The sequence below is a fragment of the Octadecabacter sp. B2R22 genome, from assembly GCF_018861045.1.
GTDB lineage: Bacteria > Pseudomonadota > Alphaproteobacteria > Rhodobacterales > Rhodobacteraceae > Octadecabacter.
In genome coordinates this window covers 361,158-381,121 of the sequence record NZ_JAHKQJ010000010.1, presented here as the reverse complement: position 1 = coordinate 381,121, position 19,964 = coordinate 361,158, and the positions used below count along the sequence as shown (strand labels likewise).

The 19,964-nt window shown below is 54.2% G+C and carries 17 protein-coding genes; 7 read left to right on the top strand and 10 right to left on the bottom strand.

Annotation, left to right across the window (positions count from 1 at the left end; all coding sequences use genetic code 11):
- Positions 1-131 precede the first annotated feature (131 nt).
- The gene (locus KO486_RS14735) at positions 132-2,369 is read left to right on the top strand and encodes an EAL domain-containing protein (RefSeq protein ID WP_216038036.1); all 2,238 of its coding nucleotides are present in this window, start codon (positions 132-134) and stop codon (positions 2,367-2,369) included.
- Between the two features lie 240 nt (positions 2,370-2,609).
- Here KO486_RS14735 and KO486_RS14730 read toward each other — a convergent pair whose 3' ends face one another.
- Positions 2,610-2,921, bottom strand: a complete 312-nt coding sequence (locus KO486_RS14730; protein WP_216038035.1) for an ETC complex I subunit — start codon at positions 2,919-2,921, stop codon at positions 2,610-2,612.
- Positions 2,922-3,076: 155 nt separating this feature from the next.
- Here KO486_RS14730 and KO486_RS14725 point away from each other — a divergent pair, with 155 nt between their 5' ends.
- Entirely contained in the window at positions 3,077-3,511 is a 435-nt protein-coding gene (locus tag KO486_RS14725; RefSeq protein ID WP_216038034.1) for a hypothetical protein, read from the top strand.
- A 98-nt stretch (positions 3,512-3,609) separates the two neighbouring features.
- On the top strand, positions 3,610-5,820 hold the full coding sequence (gene uvrB / locus KO486_RS14720) for an excinuclease ABC subunit UvrB (protein ID WP_216038033.1): 2,211 nt from the start codon (positions 3,610-3,612) through the stop codon (positions 5,818-5,820).
- 69 nt (positions 5,821-5,889) lie between these two features.
- Here uvrB and KO486_RS14715 read toward each other — a convergent pair whose 3' ends face one another.
- The 3 genes from KO486_RS14715 to KO486_RS14705 form a co-directional block, all read right to left on the bottom strand.
- The gene (locus KO486_RS14715; protein WP_216038032.1) at positions 5,890-8,175 is read right to left on the bottom strand and encodes a glycoside hydrolase family 55 protein; all 2,286 of its coding nucleotides are present in this window, start codon (positions 8,173-8,175) and stop codon (positions 5,890-5,892) included.
- A 168-nt stretch (positions 8,176-8,343) separates the two neighbouring features.
- A complete protein-coding gene (locus KO486_RS14710; protein ID WP_216038031.1) occupies positions 8,344-8,745 on the bottom strand; it encodes a DUF4864 domain-containing protein in 402 nt (133 codons plus the stop codon).
- Positions 8,746-8,800: 55 nt separating this feature from the next.
- Entirely contained in the window at positions 8,801-10,441 is a 1,641-nt protein-coding gene (locus KO486_RS14705) for a lysine--tRNA ligase (RefSeq protein ID WP_216038030.1), read from the bottom strand.
- A 114-nt stretch (positions 10,442-10,555) separates the two neighbouring features.
- Between KO486_RS14705 and KO486_RS14700 the strand changes: the two genes are divergently transcribed.
- Entirely contained in the window at positions 10,556-10,987 is a 432-nt protein-coding gene (locus KO486_RS14700) for a tellurite resistance TerB family protein (RefSeq protein ID WP_216038029.1), read from the top strand.
- On the opposite strand, the gene KO486_RS14695 is transcribed toward KO486_RS14700, so the two are convergent.
- Positions 10,984-12,528, bottom strand: coding sequence for a D-alanyl-D-alanine carboxypeptidase (locus KO486_RS14695; RefSeq protein WP_216038028.1), 1,545 nt, complete (start codon positions 12,526-12,528; stop codon positions 10,984-10,986). The genes KO486_RS14700 and KO486_RS14695 overlap by 4 nt on opposite strands.
- A gap of 9 nt (positions 12,529-12,537) precedes the next feature.
- Complete coding sequence (locus KO486_RS14690) at positions 12,538-13,173, bottom strand: nicotinate-nucleotide adenylyltransferase (RefSeq protein WP_216038027.1); 636 nt, start codon at positions 13,171-13,173, stop codon at positions 12,538-12,540.
- Between the two features lie 176 nt (positions 13,174-13,349).
- Between KO486_RS14690 and KO486_RS14685 the strand changes: the two genes are divergently transcribed.
- Complete coding sequence (locus tag KO486_RS14685; RefSeq protein ID WP_216038026.1) at positions 13,350-15,215, top strand: EAL domain-containing protein; 1,866 nt, start codon at positions 13,350-13,352, stop codon at positions 15,213-15,215.
- A gap of 81 nt (positions 15,216-15,296) precedes the next feature.
- Positions 15,297-16,952, top strand: a complete 1,656-nt coding sequence (gene ettA, locus KO486_RS14680; RefSeq protein ID WP_216038025.1) for an energy-dependent translational throttle protein EttA — start codon at positions 15,297-15,299, stop codon at positions 16,950-16,952.
- 474 nt (positions 16,953-17,426) lie between these two features.
- Here the strand turns inward: ettA and KO486_RS14675 are convergent, their stop codons facing one another.
- Positions 17,427-17,951 (bottom strand): alkylphosphonate utilization protein, encoded by a 525-nt coding sequence (locus tag KO486_RS14675; RefSeq protein ID WP_216038024.1) that lies wholly within the window; start codon positions 17,949-17,951, stop codon positions 17,427-17,429.
- 267 nt (positions 17,952-18,218) lie between these two features.
- Between KO486_RS14675 and KO486_RS14670 the strand changes: the two genes are divergently transcribed.
- Positions 18,219-18,425 (top strand): cold-shock protein, encoded by a 207-nt coding sequence (locus KO486_RS14670; protein WP_015496137.1) that lies wholly within the window; start codon positions 18,219-18,221, stop codon positions 18,423-18,425.
- A 78-nt stretch (positions 18,426-18,503) separates the two neighbouring features.
- Here the strand turns inward: KO486_RS14670 and KO486_RS14665 are convergent, their stop codons facing one another.
- From KO486_RS14665 to KO486_RS14655, 3 genes are all read right to left on the bottom strand, one after another.
- The gene (locus tag KO486_RS14665) at positions 18,504-18,785 is read right to left on the bottom strand and encodes a hypothetical protein (protein WP_216038023.1); all 282 of its coding nucleotides are present in this window, start codon (positions 18,783-18,785) and stop codon (positions 18,504-18,506) included.
- Positions 18,786-19,055: 270 nt separating this feature from the next.
- A complete protein-coding gene (locus tag KO486_RS14660; RefSeq protein WP_216038022.1) occupies positions 19,056-19,265 on the bottom strand; it encodes a dodecin family protein in 210 nt (69 codons plus the stop codon).
- Between the two features lie 46 nt (positions 19,266-19,311).
- Entirely contained in the window at positions 19,312-19,914 is a 603-nt protein-coding gene (locus tag KO486_RS14655; RefSeq protein WP_216038363.1) for an arylesterase, read from the bottom strand.
- Positions 19,915-19,964 lie beyond the last annotated feature (50 nt).

Sequence of the window (19,964 nt, the reverse complement as noted above, 5' to 3'; positions counted from 1 at the left end):
GTTTAATAAATTTCTTAGAATGAGTTGTGAACGTGGCGAGGCCAAATCTGATCCAATCCAAACCCACTGCTTTCGGCGAAGAGCATATTCTCGGACGCATTCGCGAATTCAATGCATCTTTGGATCGACTGATGAGGCTTTATACAAGAGATTCTGTAGGTAAGGCTGAATTTTCGCGCATCGTCACAAAGGAAGCAGCCGACCAGTTGGGCGTGGCCCGGGTGAGCGCGTGGGCGCTGTCCGAAGATCACACCACGATCGAATGTATGGATTTGTACCTTGCTGAAACAGATGAACATCAGTCGGGGTTGTTGCTCCAAGAAAAAGACTTTCCGCAATATTTCAATGCGTTTCTTACGGAACGAGTCATTGCAGCAAATGACGCGAGAACCGACCCACGGACATGCGATTTTACCGAGGTTTACCTAAAGCCAAATCATATCTTCTCTATGCTGGATGCGCAGATCAGGTCCGCCGCTGGTCCCAGAGGTGTCGTTTGTATCGAGACCGTCAACACGTCTCGCAACTGGTCTCCCGACGAAGTGGCCTATGCAGCCTCAGTTTCTGAGTTGATTGGGTTCTCCATGGATCGCGAGGAGCGTGCGACCAACCTTTCGCAGCTGAAGGAAGTAAACGAACGGTATGACCTTGCAATGGATGCGGCGGTTGACGGAATCTGGGACTTTGATTTGGCCAACGACCACGTCTTTTTCTCGACGCAGAATTTCACTCTTTTGGGTGAAGTTCACGTAATTGTACCCGATAAATTCTCTTGGTGGGAAGATCGCGTTCACCCTGGCGATGCCACTGGCGTACTCAAGGCGTTTGATGACCACATCAAACTCAATTCCCCTTTTGATGAGACCTATCGCATAAAACACAGTGACGGAACGTGGCGTTGGTGGCGATCACGAGGACAGGTCCTGCGTGATGCAAACGATCGCACCGTTCGCGTGGTTGGAACGAACTCGGATGTCACTGACCTCATCAAGACGCAAACCGAACTGAAGCAGCGCAACCAAGAGCTCGTTTTGGCAAATCGAAATGTGGAGAACAATGCGCTCCATGACGTTCTGACCGATCTCCCCAATCGAAGGAATCTGGAACGGGTTTGCAAACAGTTCCGTTCGGACCAAAGTTTGGATCGACGATTTGTATCTATCCTTCAAATCGACTTGGACAATTTCAAGGACGTGAATGACCAGTTCGGGCATGCGATTGGGGATGCGACACTCGTCCATGTTGCCAGACAGCTTAACGCGCTTCGACATCCGGCAGAATTTGTGGCCCGTATCGGTGGCGATGAATTCGTCGCCATCCTTGATGACGTCCCCGGAGGAGCAAGGGCTACGGCATTCTGCGTTGAGCTTAACAATCTATTGTCCAAGCCGAAAACGATTGAGGGGCATAGCATTGCAGTGTCCGCCAGTATCGGTGTTACGGTCTGTTCCAGAAGGAAGATCGACATCTGGCAAAGACTGAGGGACGCGGATCTTGCGCTTTACGAAGCCAAGCGATCGGGACGGTGTACCAGCCGCAAATTTCACCCCAAGTTGCGCGAAAAAGTCGAATACAACCGCATCATGAAAGACCAACTGAACCAGGCTTTGGCGGATGACGGGCAGATCGTGCCTTATTTCCAAGCCCAGTTTGACGCTCAAACCTTACAGTTCGTTGGGTTTGAAGTGCTCGCACGTTGGCAACACCCTGACCGCGGCTTGCTTCTTCCCGCGGATTTTCTCGGCTTTGCAGAAGAATCGAACTGTGTCGCGGAACTCGATCGGCAAATCTTGCGAGGTGCGGTGAATTGCCTTCGCAGTTGGCGGCGCGAAGGGTTTAGGGTGCCCCGGCTTTCGGTGAATATTTCCAGCCAGCGATTGGTTGATCCTAAAATGATCCAATGTGTCGAAGCGCTCGGTGACGACGTAAGATACTTGTCCTTTGAACTTCTCGAGACGGTGTTCCTGGACGTCATAAATGACGAAGTTTCGCAGGCACTCGATCAGCTCAGAACCCTTGGGGTGGAATTTGAGATTGACGATTTTGGAAGTGGGTACGCGTCAATTTTAGGGCTCGTAAATGTGCGCCCGAAGCGGCTGAAAATTGACCGTTCTTTGATCCGCAATGTGAGCACCGACGACGCAATGGTCAGCCTCGTGAAATCGATTGTGGATATCGCGCAGGCTCTAAAGATTGAGGTCGTCGCAGAAGGCGTTGAGAATGAAGAGCAGGCAACGGCGCTCGCGGCACTCGGATGCGACATCCTTCAAGGGTTTCATTTAGCGATGCCTATCTCATCGGCGGGAGTAATCAGCCAGAGACATACATTATTGAGCCTAAACAGGAGCGCGTGTGGTCGTCGCAAATGACGGAACCTCGGCTTGCGTGGCGGAGCTATTGTAAGGGCAGCATCTGGACAAGACCGACGTCGTCTATTTGTTCGTCGTTACATTCGTTGGCGGTGGTACCGTACTAAATTCAAGCGTCTTCTTTGCCCTCTTAGGGTGCCGCGACGCTGCTCATGTATGACGACTATGCGATCAACCAAAACACGTTAATGCGGTCCGATGGAACTCGGGTATCGCCCAAAGGGTCGGTCTTACATATTCTTAGTGCGTCCAAGCGCCACGACGGTTTGTCGCAAAATTTTCGCCGTAACCGCCAGCGCGGATATTGGCGCGACGTGATTTTGGGTCTTGAACCGTGGCTTCGATCCCGTGGGCTTCTACGTAGTCCAACGCCGCTTCTTTGGTCTCAAAAGACATCTTAACTTGCGTCTGCGTATCGCTCGATGACGTCCAGCCCATCAACGGGTCAACGTCGCGCGCAGACGTCTGCGCATATTCCAACACCCAATGCTTGGTCTTGGCAGTACCTGACGACATAGCGGTTCGTGCTGGCTGATAAATACGTGCGCGCATGATTGGCTCCTGTTTGACAGGGCTTATATCGGACAAATGCGCCTGTGACGCAATCCCTTTGCGCGGCAGCATGGTGAGAAAATATAGACAGTTTTCCAAGGAATGCCCTGTCGCTCACGTCCTATTTTCCAGCACTTAATATCAGGAACTTCACCATGAAAATCCGTCTTGCCGCCAACCTAAGCACCCTTGCGCTACTTTCCCTCGCGAGCATCGTTTCTGCGCAACAGAATTCTCACATGTCCATAAACGCGAACGACCCGCTGGCGGACGCACTCTTCGAGATTATTTCAGTCAATGATGAACCCATCGGGGAATTCCCTCGGCTCACCCGCCTACGCGTAAAGGAAACCGCGCTGGTGTTTCACGACTTAAGCGTTCCCATGGCAACAGGGCTCGATGGCTTTACACTTGGCGTCGCCTTTGACCCCACCCTTTTCGTCCCGCGCCCCGCGATTGAATGCATCGGGGAGCATCCCGTCACCAACGAAATCGGCTTGGCTTTGGCGCGTGCAGATCGCATCTCGCAGGGTGCGACTGCTGACATGTTTTTGGTCCTCAGCGGTGAAGAAACGATCATGACACTTTAGAAACTGAATTGAAGGACACGCTGCTGACATGGAGCTGTCAGCAGCCCCCCTTGAACCCACACGCTCAGATGTCACATTAAGGGCTGACAGGAGCCTTCATGCCATACGCCCAGACCGACAAATCCGAAGCCGAACAATTCCTCGCTAATCCGGCGCCGGACGTGAAAACACGCGAGAAACTCGAAGGGGGACGCGCGTTCAAACTGGTGACTGAATTTGACCCGGCTGGTGATCAACCCACAGCGATCAAAGAACTGTCCCAAGGTATCCGAGACGGCGAACGCGATCAGGTTTTGCTGGGCGCGACTGGTACTGGCAAAACGTTCACCATGGCGAAAATGATTGAGGAAACTCAACGTCCTGCGATCATTCTGGCCCCTAACAAGACCCTCGCGGCGCAGCTGTATGGGGAGTTCAAAGGCTTCTTTCCTGACGCAGCGGTGGAATATTTCGTGTCCTTCTACGACTACTACCAACCCGAAGCCTACGTCGCGCGATCAGATACTTTCATTGAGAAAGAATCCCAAATCAACGAACAAATCGACCGCATGCGCCACTCGGCTACGCGAGCGCTTTTGGAACGCGATGATGTGATAATCGTCGCGTCCGTGTCTTGCATCTACGGCATCGGGTCTGTTGAAACCTACGGCGCGATGACCCAGGATTTGCACGTCGGCGGTGAATACGACCAACGCGGCATCATGGCGGATCTCATCGCGCAGGCCTACAAACGCAACGACCAAGCGTTTCAACGCGGCACGTTCCGCGTACGGGGCGACTCATTAGAGGTCTGGCCCGCCCACCTTGATGACCGCGCGTGGAAGTTGTCGTTCTTTGGTGAAGAACTGGAAACCATCACTGAATTCGATCCCCTTACGGGAGAGAAGACTGACACGTTCGAAAAGGTCCGTATCTACGCAAACTCGCACTACGTGACGCCCAAGCCGACGATGAAGCAAGCGATTGTTGGCATCAAGAAAGAGCTGAAGATCAGGCTCGATCAACTGGTAAACGAAGGCAAGTTACTCGAGGCGCAGCGCCTTGAACAACGCTGCAACTTTGACCTCGAGATGCTCGAGGCGACGGGCGTGTGTAACGGCATCGAAAACTATTCCCGCTACCTGACGGGCCGCGCGCCGGGTGAACCGCCCCCTACCCTGTTCGAATTTATCCCCGACAATGCAATCGTGTTCGCCGATGAATCCCACGTTTCCGTGCCCCAAATCGGCGGCATGTATAAAGGCGATTTCCGCCGCAAGATGACGCTGGCCGAACACGGTTTCCGCCTGCCGTCTTGCATGGACAACCGCCCGCTGAAGTTTGAGGAATGGGACGCTATGCGCCCGCAATCTGTCTTCGTCTCCGCCACTCCCGCTTCGTGGGAAATGGAACAGACCGGCGGCGTGTTCACCGAACAAATCATTCGCCCCACGGGGCTGCTCGACCCCATGATCGAAATTCGACCAGTGGACACGCAAGTCGATGATGTCATGGACGAAATTCGCAAAGTCACTGCGGATGGGTTCCGCACCTTGGTCACCACATTGACCAAGCGAATGGCAGAAGACCTCACCGAATACCTGCACGAGAACGGCATCAAAGTGCGGTATATGCACAGCGATATCGACACGATCGAGCGCATCGAAATTCTGCGCGATCTGCGCCTTGGGGCGTTCGATGTGCTGATCGGGATCAACCTGCTGCGCGAAGGTTTGGACATCCCTGAATGCGGACTGGTCGCCATTCTGGACGCGGACAAAGAGGGGTTCCTGCGCTCCGAAACCTCTTTGATCCAAACAATTGGCCGCGCGGCCCGTAACGCCGAAGGCCGCGTCATCATGTACGCGGATCGCATAACGGGGTCCATGGAACGCGCCATGGGCGAAACCGACCGCCGCCGTGCCAAACAGATCGCTTATAACGAAGAACACGGCATCACCCCTGCGACGGTCAAAAAGAACGTCGAGGATATCTTGGCGGGCCTCTACAAAGGCGACGTCGACATGAACCGCGTCACGGCCACGGTCGACAACCCCCTACACGGTGCCAATCTGGAGGCCGTTCTGGACGGGCTGCGAGGCGACATGCGCAAAGCCGCCGAGAACCTCGAATTCGAAGAAGCCGCCCGCCTGCGCGACGAAGTCAAACGTCTGGAAGCCGTGGATCTGGTGGTCTCCGACGACCCCCTCGCGCGGCAATATCAGGTTGATAAGGCGGTGAATGACGCCAAGAAAGCGGAAGGCCGATCACAAGCCGGCAGGCCCGGCCAACGCGGTGGGATCAAGCCGAGGAAGAAACGGGGTGGGTGAGGTAGTTCATCTGACCCTCATTCATTTTCTTTCCTAAGGCAAAAGGGCGCCTTGCGGCGCCCTCTCATCTCAAGCCGGATTGTCCATCCGTGCCGAATACCTGATCTCACCCTTCACCGGTTCGGGCCAGATGATATCAAACGCATCCGAGTTGGACCCGTTCACAGGCTCTGCATAGGGCATCGAAAACACCGCAGTGTTTGACCCGTTGCGGATCGCACCGACGGGCACCAAGGCATCAATCGTGCGCGCCCAGCCCCCGAATGGCAGATAACCTTCGGTATCAATCGTCCACGTCGCATCGACCGAGTTTTCGCTGTGCGTATCGATATGCGGATTTCGCGTCGGCTGGCTGATCCCGTTGAACGCATTGCCTTGGAAAATGATGTTGCGCATCAAATCATAGCGCAGGTCGGCATAGGTCGTGTCGATCTGCTCAACCCGCCCGACAGTCGCCGAGTTGGTGCGAAACACGTTGCCCTGCACAGACAACCCATTGATCGCGTGATCTTCTCCGTGGGGTTTGATCACGATCCACGAAAAGGCAGTCGTGACCTCGCTGACCAAAAAGATATTGCCCGTGATCGTCAGCCCTCCAAACGAATATCCCGTGGCGTCGGGCGTCGCGTCGTGCTCGTTCGTCCACTCGATAAAGTTGTTATCGATGTAGTTGCCAACGAAGGTTGTCAGACAGTTGGGTGACGTCAAAACAACGCCCGCCAAACGCGGCCCGTCATCCTGATTATCCCCTTGGAACCAGTGATTATTCGCGATGATATTGCCGTTGCCCTGCAAGACACAGAAGTGACGGAACCGCACACCACGGTTGTTGCGGATTTTCGGATCGTTCGCATTCACATTGAACGCAATGGATTGACGGTTGCGGGATTCAATATCCTGCTCGTCCGACACAAACATATTGCGATCAATGATCACACCCTGGCACCCCGTCCCGTGAGACGTCAGACCGCGGTTCTTGGGACGCTTGATACTACAATCACGAACCTGAAAGACTAAACCGTTGGGCGGCAGCAACACGCCGCTGGCTTCGCCGCCACAGCTGAATTCAATGTCATCTAGGATCATGTCGGACATCTTCGTGAACCCGCTGAAATCCAACAGATATTTGAACCGCGTAAAGGTAAATTCCTGCGTGCCGATCGCGTCATACATTTGCGCATTCAACGTCACTTCGGAGTTCGCGACATCCACCGACGTCACATAAATCTCGCGGCTCACGCCATTCCCCGTCACCAAAGATCCCGGTTGAATTGCGCTGATATTAGCCACGTTGGTCAGTTTTATCGACTCCGACGCACTGTACGTCGCCTGCGCCACGACAACATCACTGTCCCACGCAGAGCCATCGATGGGCTGGAATTGCCCGTTTCGGATGACGCGGCGGACTTCGAACTTGTCCTTATTGTTGACCGCTGCCTGCATATCGACAGGTTCAGAAAGCGAAATACGGCGGCCACATAAATCAAGGCTTTCGTGGTCCGCAAAATTCAACAACGCTTGAAACGCTTTTTTGAATGCCAGCTCTTCGTCGACAAAGGCATCAACATAGGTCGGGTAGTCGAAATTCTTCTGGAAAATCAGCCGGTGTTCGTCGCCCATTGTGACCGTGCCCTGAAACCGAACCTGGTTGTTGAACGTCACCGACCCACCAAGGAAATAAGTCCCCTCAGACACCAAAACCTCGCGGCCATCCGCATCCTGATCCGCGGCTTCAAAGGCCGCTGAATCGTCCGTGACACCATCGCCCAGCGCGCCGTAATCGCGCACATCCACGATGCCCACCTGATCTCGCAGGAACACGGATGACACGTCCTCAATGGTAATATCATCAACACGCACAACACCCCCGTTCGCGCCCGTCAAATCAATCCCAAAATGCCCGTAGCTGGCGTTTGCCCATGTCATATCAACACCAGTGCGCGCACCTGTGCCGATGATTGCTGTGACTTCAAACACCTCACCATAGCTGGTGATCGAAACCGATGGTCCATTGGTCACAACGCCAGTCAGTTCAGCCCCGCCGGATTGCCCAGCCCAGCCCGCAATCCGAACATCCGGTAAGGCACCTGAAACGCATTTGACTTTGGCCGTCACACGCAAATAACACCCCGGCAACACGGACGTTTCTCCCATGTACCGCAGCTTTGTCACCGAGCTGGTTTTTACAATCTCAATGCACCCTGCAAAATCTTGATCCGCAGGAACATATGCCCCGCCGCCGGACTGATCATAGGTATCCGACCCCGGTGTTCCATCCCCGCTCGACCACACATCCAAGCCGTCTGAAAATGGTGGCGGCATAAACACCAGCCCGTCAGTAATCACCTTGTTCATAGGAAACCCCTTTTAATAGGGGTCATTTAAACAACCCCGCCAAAACAAGACCCAACGGCCCGTCGGGCGCGCAGATCAACAGCTCATATGGGTAGTCGTTAGGGGTAAACGGCCTCTGACAGCACCGTCACGGTGCGCCGACGCTCAGCGCAACGACAAGGGCTATGCTTAGGAAAACATCTCGGGTGCGGGGATCACTTGCACAGCATTGATCAACCAGCCCTGAGGGGTCTCAATCATTTCATAATCAAGGATGTAAAACAGTCCATCCGGCCCTTGTATCTGAACCTCTTGGCGGGTTTGAGAACCGGTTTCTTGCCTGTCCAGAAACCGTATGTCCGAATTGTCCCACACCATCGGATACCCGTTCTCGACCATCCGGCCAAACGTCTCGGGCGTTCTGAATATGCCTTGGATCATCGGGCTGGCGTACTGCCAAGCCTCTTGAACGTCGCGATCCCGAAACGCTTGCAGCTGATTGTTGATAACGTCTTCGATTGACTGGTCTTGTGCGCTGGCCGCTGTTGCGAACAAAGCCAACGTTAGAAAAGCACCTTTTATCGATCTCATGTCGCGCTCCCGTTTGTCTCCATACCTAAGATACGGAGCCAAACGGGATTTGGTTTCATTTCACCAAATCACCAGCCAAACCGGCCTCGATTAGAGAGATAGATTCCTCAACACCGTAGAGCGCAATAAACCCACCAAAACGTGGACCTTGTTTCGCGCCCAGAAGCACCTCATACAGACACGAGAACCAAGCCCGCAGCGGATCAAACCCGTGCACTTTGCCCACCGCAAACACGATTGACTGCAAGAACTCATCGTTGTGCCAATCAACATCTGGCAGTGGCATGTCCTTGCCTTCTTGCTCGTTCTTCTGGGCAATCGTAGCCAACGCAACCTCTTCGGACTTCAAACACGCGATCAACGCTTGCAACGCGCCACGTTCTTGTTCTGTCGGCAGGCGGAAAACCTTCTGCGGCTCCACAAAGTCTTTGTAATATCGCACGGCAAATCCAGCCGCCGCATCCAGATCAGGGTTGCCTTCAGGGGACGCGTCTGGCGCATAGCGCTGAATAAAGCTCCAGAGTTTATCTTTGTCAGTGGCCTGAGACACGCTGGCAAGGTTCAACAACATCGAGAACGGAACGACCATCGTGCTTTCTGGCACGTTGTCGCCGTGAATGTGGAACACTGGATTGTTCAACTTGCCCGCATCATCCTGCTTTGGGTAGGCCCGCAGCTGTTGATGGTATTCGTCAACCGCCTTCGGGATCACATCGAAATGCATCCGCTTTGCAGTCTTGGGCTTCAAGTACATGAAGTAAGACAGGCTTTCCGTGCTGGCATAGGTCAGCCATTCATCAATGCTCACCCCGTTGCCCGATGTCTTTGAAATCTTGTGGCCCTGATCATCCAAGAATAGCTCATAAGAGAAGTGTTCCGGCTTTTTGCCACCCAAAATCTCGCAAATGCGGTCGTAAATCGGCGTGTTGGTGCTGTGATCCTTGCCATACATTTCAAAATCAACATCAAGGCTCGCCCAGCGCGCGCCAAAGTCCGGCTTCCACTGCAACTTCACATTGCCACCCGTCACAGGGACGGTGAATTCTTTGCCTGTCTCGTCTTCAAACGTAACCGTGCCGTTCTTTGCATCGACATGTTTCATCGGCACATACATCACGCGACCCGACTCTGGGTGCATCGGCAAGAAGATGGAATAGGTCTCCCGGCGTTCTTCGCGCAAAGACTTCAACATCACCTTCATCACATCGTCGTATTTTTCCGCAGCTCTCAATAGCACCTCATCAAAGGCGCCGGATTCATAGTATTCCTTGCCAGAGATGAACTCGTATTCAAACCCGAACGTATCCAAGAAGCGGCGCAACATAGCGTTGTTATGATGGCCAAAGCTCTCATACTCGTCGAACGGGTCTGGAACAGATGTCAGCGGCAACTGCATGTACTGCTCCAACCGCTCTGGGTTGGGCACATTGCTCGGCACTTTACGCATGCCATCCAAATCGTCGGAAAAACAGATCAGCCGCGTAGGAATATCCGAGATCACCTCAAACGCACGGCGGATCATCGTTGTGCGGCTCACCTCACCAAAGGTTCCGATATGCGGCAAACCAGAAGGGCCATAACCGGTCTCGAACAACACATGATCCTTGCCGGACGCTTCAACCCGTTTGAGCAGCTTTCGTGCTTCTTCAAAGGGCCAAGCCTTGGAGGTCATTCCAGCGTCACGCAAATTGCTCATGGGTCTTCTCTATGAATATGGGCCGCCACCCCTATGGTGCGGCATGTCGCGCGTCCTATTGCAGTGCTGCCTCGTCGTCAATAAATGTGAACCAACAAGCAGGAGTATCACGAGATGCCAGACACGATTTCAGGGACCCCGTCCCTTACAGCCCAAGACGCTTTATGCGCGGTCATGATCGCCGTTTCCGCCAGCGACGAAGACATCCGCACGGCCGAGCTGGTCAAAATCACAAACAGCATCAATAACCTGCCCGTTTTCGCCGACTACGACGCAGACCACGTCCCACGGGTGTCACAAACTGTCTTTGATCTTTTCGATCAAGAAGACGGACTTGATGCGCTGTTCGGCCTTATTCGCCAGACGCTTCCGGAACACCTGAACGAAACGGCCTATGCATTAGCCTGTGACGTCGCGGCTGCAGACGGCGACATCGCGCAGTCCGAGCTGCGTATGCTCGAAGAAATTCGCTATGAGCTGAACATCGACCGCCTCCATGCGGCAGCTATTGAACGCGGCGCACGTGCGCGGCACATGACGCTTTAGCCGCGCTCTAGGTCCAAGACTTCATCTCGGTAGACCAATCCCCAGCGTTGCAATAGTTGTTGCTGCAACCGCTTGGAGCGTCTGTTCCATTCAATCGAACCCGCAGGAACTTCGTCGCCCGCTGCCTTCCCACGTTCGCGGCGTTCGATATCTGCGGTGAAAATCGTAAATGCGAGGTCCTTGCCGTCAACCGTTTCAATATATCCCGACAGCGCACTGACGAAGTTCAATGTGCCCGTTTTCGCCCTAACTTCAATAGGATACCCCTCAAGGCGATTATTGTCGGAGTCCCGCATAGCAATACGTTTCAGAATGGGTTTCAACGGCCCATCCGGCCCCTCTTGGAGTAACAGTTTCACCATATCATCGGCGCTGATCCGGTTCTCGTCGCTCAGCCCCGAATGATCGACAAACTGGGCCTCTAGGCCAAAAGTCTCTCCGATCCATGTGGTCATATGTGCGGCAGATGCCTCGATACCGACGGCAGATCCAAACCGCGCTTGCGTGGCCGCCAACCCACAGATTTCCGCAGTCAGGTTTGTTGAATACAACAGCATTTCGTTCAATATCGTGCGAAGGGTCGCGCTACGGTGCTGCGTGATTTCTTCACCGGTAGGCAGATCGTCGATAACCTCGGGTTCCGGCAACCGCAGCCCAACCTCAGTCGCTAACGTCCTGAATACGTCCCCCGCATAAAGTGCCGGCTGGCGAACCGGCATCCAACGTGACCCACCATTCCCCAACGCCGACCGAGCGACCGACCATGAATCCGGCGCATCCGTCGCAAACACCGGCGCGCCACGGTCCACGATACGAACTTTTGCCATGCGGACCCGTGGAACACGGTTTTCCGTGCGGGCATCCATCGTCGTCTGCCAATTGCCACTGACGCGGCGCCATTCGAAATGGACGCGGTTAAAGTTCAAATTCAAACCGCTGACCGCCGGATTGTACCCAAGATGGTCTAATTGTGATGGTTCAATCTCTTCGGCGTAAGGCAGTGCCCCGCGCCAACACAACAAACGACCTGTGACTTCGGAAATGCCCGCAGCTTTGGTAGCAGCAGCCAGTTCAGCCAAATGATCCGCCGAAAGCGTTGGGTCGCCGCCGCCAGCCAAAATCAAATCACCACTTAAAGTGCCTTCCGAAACACCCCCAATTGCAAAAACACGCGTCACGAACCGATGTGCGCCACCCAAAGCATCCAACGCGTAAAGTGCCGTCACAGCCTTGGTCACACTTGCTGGCGGAAGCGCAACATCGCCATCAACCCGTTCCAAAATCTCGCCCGAGCGGGCATCCGCAAGGACGCAACCAACCGTTCCGTCCAGATCAGCCGACGCGATGAGTTCTTCAATCGTCGCCCGCAAACGTGGGGCAATACGCGGAATGGGGCTGCTTTCGGGCGCCGCAGACGCGACGGGTACAGCAGTCCGTAGGGCCGGACGCAGCGACTGCAACGGTCCCTCGGCCAATGCGGCTCCCGCAGTACTGGTTAACAATCCGCCCAATAGGGCCCGACGCGTAAGGTTCACAGACATTAAACTACTCTAATTCTCATCATCATCGCCAACAACCGTACTAGGTGTCCAATCCCCTGCATTTCTGATCGCAGTCGATGACGATTGCGACATCGGCAGGTTTATAAAGGTCCACACCGGTGCTTCGGATTTGCCCAACAAAGACGCCGCACGCCCAACCAAGCGATTCTCTCGATACATCCGCGCGGCTCGTGACATCCGTGCCGAAATCCGATCCCCCGGGCGCGCAAAAACCGCGACAGGAACTCGATGCATGATCTCTTGCCAATTTTGCCAACGATGGAACTGTGTCAGGTTATCTGCCCCCATAAGCCAAACAAATCTCACATCCGGATAAGCTGTCTGCAATTTCGCAATCGTTTCTGCGGTAAAACGAGTGCCAAGGAGCTGTTCGATGTCCGTGACCGTAACACGCGGGTGTTTCATCACAGCCCTAGCCCGACGGACGCGATCAGCTATCGGCGCAGGACCCTTTTCTTTCAAGGGGTTGCCCGGGCTCACCAGCCACCACACCTGATCCAGTCCCAAACGAACCATCGCCGCTTTCGAGATATGAACATGCCCGTCATGGGCCGGATCAAACGATCCTCCCAACAATCCCACAACCTGACCGGCGCGGGCATATGGCATTCCATCACGCTGCATTAAACGGTCCTTACGCAGCACTCGCCCCAATGGCAATTCCGCAGTGACTTAGAACCTTATCCTCAAAGGTGGATTTCAACGAACTTATAGGTCCCCTGAACGTCGCCTAGACTGTTAACATTAACCAAACACATTTGCCTCAAAGTAAGCCATAGCAATCAAACAAAGGGTCATAGGTGTCCATATTCGTCGTCTCGCTTCTCTTTCTGGTTGCTCTTGCGCTGGTTCTGATCCCGATGTTGTACCGGACACGTCAACACAACAGCCGCCTACGGGATGACCTGCGCCGTGCTCAACGTGACATGGTCCAAACCTTAAATGACAGTGAACACTATAAACTCGCGTGCGAAAACGCACCTGACGGAATTGTAATTCAAGATATGCAGGCGCGCATTCTTTGGGCGAATGATTCATATTGCCACATTCATGGGCTCTCACGAGAAGAGGTGATCGGGTTAAACCCTCTGGAACATGCCCTACCAGACGGCAATAAGCTCTCGGCCAAGGAAGTTGCCGAATTCCGGTTTGACCCAAAAGATCCGAAATGGGATAGCTACGAACTGGTCGAAAACCAACGTGCAGACGGTACTCTCTTTTGGAACCAGATAAGCGTCTCCTTTGTCAAAACAGCCGATGGCCAGGAGAACGCGATTCTTGTTTGCCGCGATGTTACCAAACAGGTTGATCAACAATCCCAACTGCATGACATTAGCCAACGCCTCGAACAACAAGCTACGCACGACGCCATGACCGGCGTTCCAAATCGCGGCGCGTTTCTAGACTTCATCGAAAATGCGCTCGTGGTTGAGGGGCGCGCGCCCGTCGGGCTCTTGCACATCGACCTCGACAATTTCAAAGACATAAATGACACCCATGGCCATTCCGCAGGCGATGCCGTGCTCATCCATGCAGCCAACGTTATCCAAGATAACATTCGCAAGTGCGACCTGGTCGCGCGAGTCGGGGGTGATGAATTTGTCGTGGTGTGCCCACAAACGACGGACCTCGTTTACCTCAAACGTTTCAGTCAAACCATCATCAAAGCAATCTCAGAACCTTTTGAATGGATGGGGCGAATTCTTCAGGTTCACGCCAGCATCGGTGCCGCGTTGTCGCATTCTCAACCGTCAACGGCCGGTGATCTACTCGTACACTCGGATTTCGCTCTTTATGAGGCGAAACGTTCGGGCCGCAACCAAGTGGTCCTCTATGATGAAGACCTTCATGCACGGCATTCCGTCCAACTTCGCCACGCGTTGGATTTGGCTGAAGCCATCGATGCCGGCACCCTGGATTTCTATTTCCAACCGACAATGGATATCGCAACGCAACAAATCGTCGGGATGGAAACACTTGTTCGTTGGCAGCACCCAGAAGACGGGATCATCCTTCCAGACGACTTCTTACCCATCGTGAAAGATTTGGGTCACATGGGTGCGCTTGATCTGCTCGCGATGGAAGCCGCCCTTTCGGAAAAAGCGCGATTAAATGAAATCGGACTAGACCACTTGAAAGTTGCATTTAACGCATCCCCTGAACTTCTCACTCATCCCGACTTTGTTAATCGGCTGGTTTGGGGCGTTGAGGCCGCCAATATCAACAGAGCGCAAATAACAATTGAGGTGTTGGAAAACACCAACTTCGGGGATGTCGCCGAAACCACGTCCCACGCCGCAATCATTTCAGACTTGAGGAAGGCTGGATTCCAAGTGCACCTCGATGACTTTGGCGTCGGGTTTGCAGGGCTGTCTCATTTGGCCTCGCTCGATGTGTCGGGCGTGAAAATCGATCGAAGTTTGATTGGAGTCTTACTGGAGGACTCTGCAAGTCGCAAAATCGTGCGCAAAATCGTAGAGCTTGCCAATGATCTGGGGCTGACCGTCATCGCCGAAGGTGTCGAAGACGTAGAAACCGCACGTGCTTTGCAAAACATGGGTTGCCGCATAATCCAAGGGTATTGGCTCTCGCGTCCCTTATCGATCGAGGCTCTGCATAACTGGCTCCGGGACACCGTCGAGAACGCCCCAGCTCAGCACGCTTAGCCGCCAGCACTGCCCATTGCACAGCCCGCCTTGCAAGCGTATTCACTGGCAAAAGCAATTCCAATCCGAGGGACCAGAGACATGGCAGCCTATCAATATGTTTACTTCATGGATGGCGTATCCAAAACCTACCCCGGTGGGAAAAAAGTCTTTGAAAATATTCGTTTAAACTTCCTACCTGGCGTCAAAATTGGCGTCGTGGGCGTGAACGGCACCGGTAAATCCACCCTCATGCGGATCATGGCCGGCCAAGACAAAGAATTTCAGGGCGAAGCATGGGCCGCCGAGGGCGCAACTGTCGGCTATCTTCCGCAGGAACCGGAGCTGGACCCAAACCTCACAGTCCGTGAAAACGTCATGCTCGGTGTGAAAGCGAAAAAGGATATCCTGGATCGCTACAACGAACTCGCGATGAACTACTCTGATGAAACCGCCGATGAAATGGCGAAACTTCAGGATGAAATCGATGCCCAGAACCTTTGGGATCTCGATGCTCAAATCGACGTCTCCATGGAGGCCTTGCGCTGTCCACCCGATGATGCCGATGTGAGCACCCTGTCGGGTGGTGAAAAGCGCCGCGTTGCCCTGTGCCAACTGCTGCTGGACGCACCAGATATGCTGCTCCTTGACGAACCGACAAACCACCTCGACGCCGAAACAATCGCGTGGCTGCAACAGCACCTCGTTGATTACAAAGGCACAATCCTGATCGTCACCCACGACCGTTATTTCCTAGATGCGATCACCGGCTGGATCTTGGAGCTCGACCGTGGCTCAGGCATCCCGCACGAAGGCAACTATTCCAGCTGGCTCGAAGCCAAGGCAAAGCGTCTGGAACGCGAAGCCAAGGATGACAAGTCCAAGCAGAAAACACTGGAACGCGAACTGGAATGGATGCGCCAAGGCGCAAAAGCCCGTCAGGCCAAATCCAAGGCCCGTATCAGCGCCTATAACGACCTCGCAAATCAGTCCGAGCGCGAGAAAATGGGCCGTGCCCAGATCATCATCCCGAACGGCCCTCGTCTTGGCTCTCAGGTGATCGAAGTTGAAAACCTGACCAAAGCCATGGGCGACAAGCTCTTGGTGGAAGACCTGTCTTTTGAACTGCCACCGGGCGGCATCGTTGGTGTGATCGGTCCAAACGGCGCGGGTAAATCCACGCTGTTCGGCATGCTCACGGGCCAAATCGAACCGGACGCCGGGACTGTGACCTTTGGCGACACCGTACAGCTTTCCTATGTCGATCAATCCCGCGATGATCTCGATGCAAACGCGACCGTTTGGGAAGAAATATCCGGCGGCGGCGAAGTGATCAAACTCGGCGATGCCGAAATGAACTCCCGCGCCTACTGCTCTGCATTCAACTTCAAAGGCGGCGACCAGCAGAAAAAACTTGGCGTGCTGTCGGGCGGTGAACGCAACCGCGTGCACATGGCTAAGCTGTTGAAATCAGGCGGCAATGTCCTTCTCCTCGATGAACCTACCAACGATCTGGACGTCGAAACCCTGCGCGCCTTGGAAGACGCGCTGGTCGATTTCGCAGGCTGCGCCGTGGTCATCTCCCACGACCGTTTCTTCCTCGACCGGATTTGCACACACATCCTCGCCTTCGAAGGCGAAGCCCACGTCGAGTGGTTCCAAGGCAACTTTGAGGACTACGAAGAAGACAAGAAAAAGCGCCTTGGTGCGGATGCGATGGAACCGAAACGGATGAAACACAAGAAGTTCGCGCGGTAGCATCGTTTAAAATCAATTCACGGTTATTGAACGCTGCGGTGGCGATACCCATATAAAAATGGCAGATGGAGATTGACCAAGCAGAAGCCGTCAATCGCTTAGTAATTCGAGCAATTCCTTAGGAACAATGCGCGTTTTGCCATCTAACTCTGAAGTGCCTAGCGGCGCTGTGTGAGCCTGTAGCCGGGCGTAGCTAAGGGGTGCTATCTCAGCGCGATGCTGACGGGAGCTCTTCGACAGGATAGCCCCTAGTGATCATAAGGGCCGTCTGAACTGCTATAAAGGGCAGTATAATCCACTGAGCGAGTGAAACCGCTCGACCGGTCGGGCATCGCTAAAAGGCTAACGCCATGCGGTTCTTAACCAAGTTGAAGGGACGAGTAAGCTACGGTGACTTTATTGGCACCATTGCACTTGTACTAACGATCCTGAGCTTCGTGCTCTAGACGTTGGGCGGTCTTCGGACCGCCCTTCTCACTTCCGCTTCACAAACTCCGTCAGGATCACAATCCGCTGTCCCTCAACGCGCCCTTCAATATGCGCGGCGTTGTCTGGGACTAGGGAAATGTTGCGCACCGCAGTCCCGCGTTTCGCCGTGAACCCAGCCCCCTTAACCGGCAAGTCTTTGACCAGCACGACCGTATCCCCATGTTCCAGCCGCATACCGTTGCTGTCGAAATGATCCACGACCTCGGCCACGTCTTGCGCGCGGGCTAGAACGTCGGGGTCCATCATCATGCTGTCCTTCGCATCTGATGCCCACATCTCTTCGATCTCGCCCAAGCGGCGGTACACAGCGATCTGAACGGCGGGCTCGGTAGACCACATAGCCCCCTCAAGACAGCGCCAATGCGCCGCTGGAACATCGCCCTCACCACGACACGGCGCACACAAAAGCACCTGATCGCTCGGCGGTACGTCTACAGAAGTCAATTCGCCCGCTGTGCCGCAAAATTCACAAACGCCACCGGCGCGGTCCATCAATTCATCCCAACGCATTGCGCTAACCCCTTGTTTTGTTACGCCCTGCAAGACACTGCTCTTGCCGGTTTGGCAACCCAAAACAACCCAAGCGTGAAATTGCCGAAATGAGGCCGACCAGCGATATCCCTTGCAATATAAAGCGACCTGCCCCATATCAGCGGTGCAAACGTTATTCTATCTCGACCCCTGTCTACCTTTTACGGCACACAGTTCTTCGACCTAGCACTGACTACGCCACGGTTGCCGCACAATGCGGGCAACATTTTAAAAGGAAGACATGACATGGCCAACGGTACAGTCAAATGGTTCAACACAACAAAAGGCTTCGGCTTTATCGCTCCTGAAACTGGCGGCAAGGACGTATTCGTTCACATCTCCGCAGTTGAGCGTTCCGGCCTCACAGGTCTGGCAGACGATCAGAAAGTTACTTTCGACGTCGAAGCTGGCCGCGACGGCCGCGAATCTGCGGTTAACCTCGCACTCGCATAAGCTTTCGGTCTTTTGACCAAAGCAAAGGGCGGCTCCTTTCGGGGCCGCCCTATTTTGTATCAATTCGTTAAGTCCGAGTTACGCTGCTTTTTCAGAAACCTCGCCTTCGACGGCGTCCTTAACGGTTTCCTCGACCGCTTCCGCTGCCTCATTTGGTGCGGGCAAAGCCAAAGCCTCATCCGGCATCTGTTCTGGCAGATCAACAGTGATCAGGCCGCTATTTAGGTCTATACTCACCACAGGTTTATCCGCCATCAACGCCAAGACGCTATTGAGCTCATCGACAGCGCGAGCAACGGTATCGCGCTGGGTTTCAATTGCGGCTTTACCGCGGGTTTTTCCAAACAGAAATTTAAACATGACAGTCCCCAAATGTTACAGTTGCCTAAATGTAGTTCGGGTCATGATGCGGCGCGAGGGGAAAGCAACCGCCCCATTCCCATAACGTTCGTAATGAACGGGTAAGCCCAAAAGCATGTACGAACCATCGGTTCGTCGCACATTATATGTGCAACGTTAGTACGATCAATTTGGCGGTCGCTGACACATAGATCGGCGACCAGACATCTCGCTATAATACGGGCGCCTCAAGCTGTAGCGCCCGTGTTAGTTTTACGTTTGGCGACTATTTTAGTCTTTCAGAACGAATGTCACCTTGAGCACAACACGGTACTCATCAATCTTACCGTCAGTGACAGTGACTTTCTGGTCTGCAACCCATGCACCCGTGATGCCCTTAAGGGTCTCGGATGCGCGTTTGATGCCGTTCTCGACGGCGTCGTCAAACGACTTGGAAGACGAACAGATGATTTCTGTGACTTTTGCTACGGTATTGGACATATCTTTACTCCTACTAAGTTAAGCGCCCACGCTACCTTCCCGCTGCTTACGGCGCAATCAGATCGAGAACCGATGGCCCAATCCCGCTTACAATCCGCGCAACGCCAGCGGCGTTTGGATGTATTCCATCGGCCTGCATATAGGCCGCGCGGGCCGCGGTAACGTTGGTGTCAGCCTCAAGCGGAGCAAAGAAGCTTTCGTATAAATCCGCGCCATAGGTTTCGGCGAGTTCAGGAAACATACCCTCGAAAGCCACCTCATAGTCCGTGCCATAGTTGCCTGGCGCATCAAGCCCGACCAACAACACATCGACACCAGCCTCTGTCGCCACCTGCAAAATGCCATCAAGATTGGCACGGCTTACGGCCGGGTCAATACCACGTAGAAGATCATTGCCACCCAAGTTCAGGATCAAAGCATCCACATCCGGGGTCAACGTCCATGCCACGCGGCTTAGCCCCCCCGCAGTTGTATCGCCGGACACCCCCGCATTGATCACCTCAACGTCCGCCCCCTCGGCCCGTAACCACGCCTCAAGTTGCGGCACAAAACCGTCCTCAATCGGCAGCCCGTAGCCTTGGGTCAGCGAGTCCCCTAGCGCCGCAATCGTCGCGGTTTCCGCCTGTGCCATGCTGACCGTTAAAATCATCGCCAAACACAGGTTGCCACTCGCGCGGATCACCCCATATGTCAAAGAGC

Bases quoted from the DNA above. Each gene is read 5' to 3' on its own strand.
- KO486_RS14660 (WP_216038022.1), bottom strand. From the start codon at position 19,265: ATGTCCAATACCGTAGCAAAAGTCACAGAAATCATCTGTTCGTCTTCC.
- KO486_RS14715 (WP_216038032.1), bottom strand. From the start codon at position 8,175: ATGAACAAGGTGATTACTGACGGGCTGGTGTTTATGCCGCCACCATTT.
- KO486_RS14695 (WP_216038028.1), bottom strand. From the start codon at position 12,528: ATGTCTGTGAACCTTACGCGTCGGGCCCTATTGGGCGGATTGTTAACC.
- ettA (WP_216038025.1), top strand. From the start codon at position 15,297: ATGGCAGCCTATCAATATGTTTACTTCATGGATGGCGTATCCAAAACC.
- KO486_RS14655 (WP_216038363.1), bottom strand. From the start codon at position 19,914: ATGATTTTAACGGTCAGCATGGCACAGGCGGAAACCGCGACGATTGCG.
- KO486_RS14725 (WP_216038034.1), top strand. From the start codon at position 3,077: ATGAAAATCCGTCTTGCCGCCAACCTAAGCACCCTTGCGCTACTTTCC.
- KO486_RS14670 (WP_015496137.1), top strand. From the start codon at position 18,219: ATGGCCAACGGTACAGTCAAATGGTTCAACACAACAAAAGGCTTCGGC.
- KO486_RS14730 (WP_216038035.1), bottom strand. From the start codon at position 2,921: ATGCGCGCACGTATTTATCAGCCAGCACGAACCGCTATGTCGTCAGGT.
- KO486_RS14705 (WP_216038030.1), bottom strand. From the start codon at position 10,441: ATGAGCAATTTGCGTGACGCTGGAATGACCTCCAAGGCTTGGCCCTTT.
- KO486_RS14700 (WP_216038029.1), top strand. From the start codon at position 10,556: ATGCCAGACACGATTTCAGGGACCCCGTCCCTTACAGCCCAAGACGCT.
- KO486_RS14665 (WP_216038023.1), bottom strand. From the start codon at position 18,785: ATGTTTAAATTTCTGTTTGGAAAAACCCGCGGTAAAGCCGCAATTGAA.
- uvrB (WP_216038033.1), top strand. From the start codon at position 3,610: ATGCCATACGCCCAGACCGACAAATCCGAAGCCGAACAATTCCTCGCT.
- KO486_RS14690 (WP_216038027.1), bottom strand. From the start codon at position 13,173: ATGCAGCGTGATGGAATGCCATATGCCCGCGCCGGTCAGGTTGTGGGA.
- KO486_RS14710 (WP_216038031.1), bottom strand. From the start codon at position 8,745: ATGAGATCGATAAAAGGTGCTTTTCTAACGTTGGCTTTGTTCGCAACA.
- KO486_RS14735 (WP_216038036.1), top strand. From the start codon at position 132: ATGAGGCTTTATACAAGAGATTCTGTAGGTAAGGCTGAATTTTCGCGC.
- KO486_RS14675 (WP_216038024.1), bottom strand. From the start codon at position 17,951: ATGCGTTGGGATGAATTGATGGACCGCGCCGGTGGCGTTTGTGAATTT.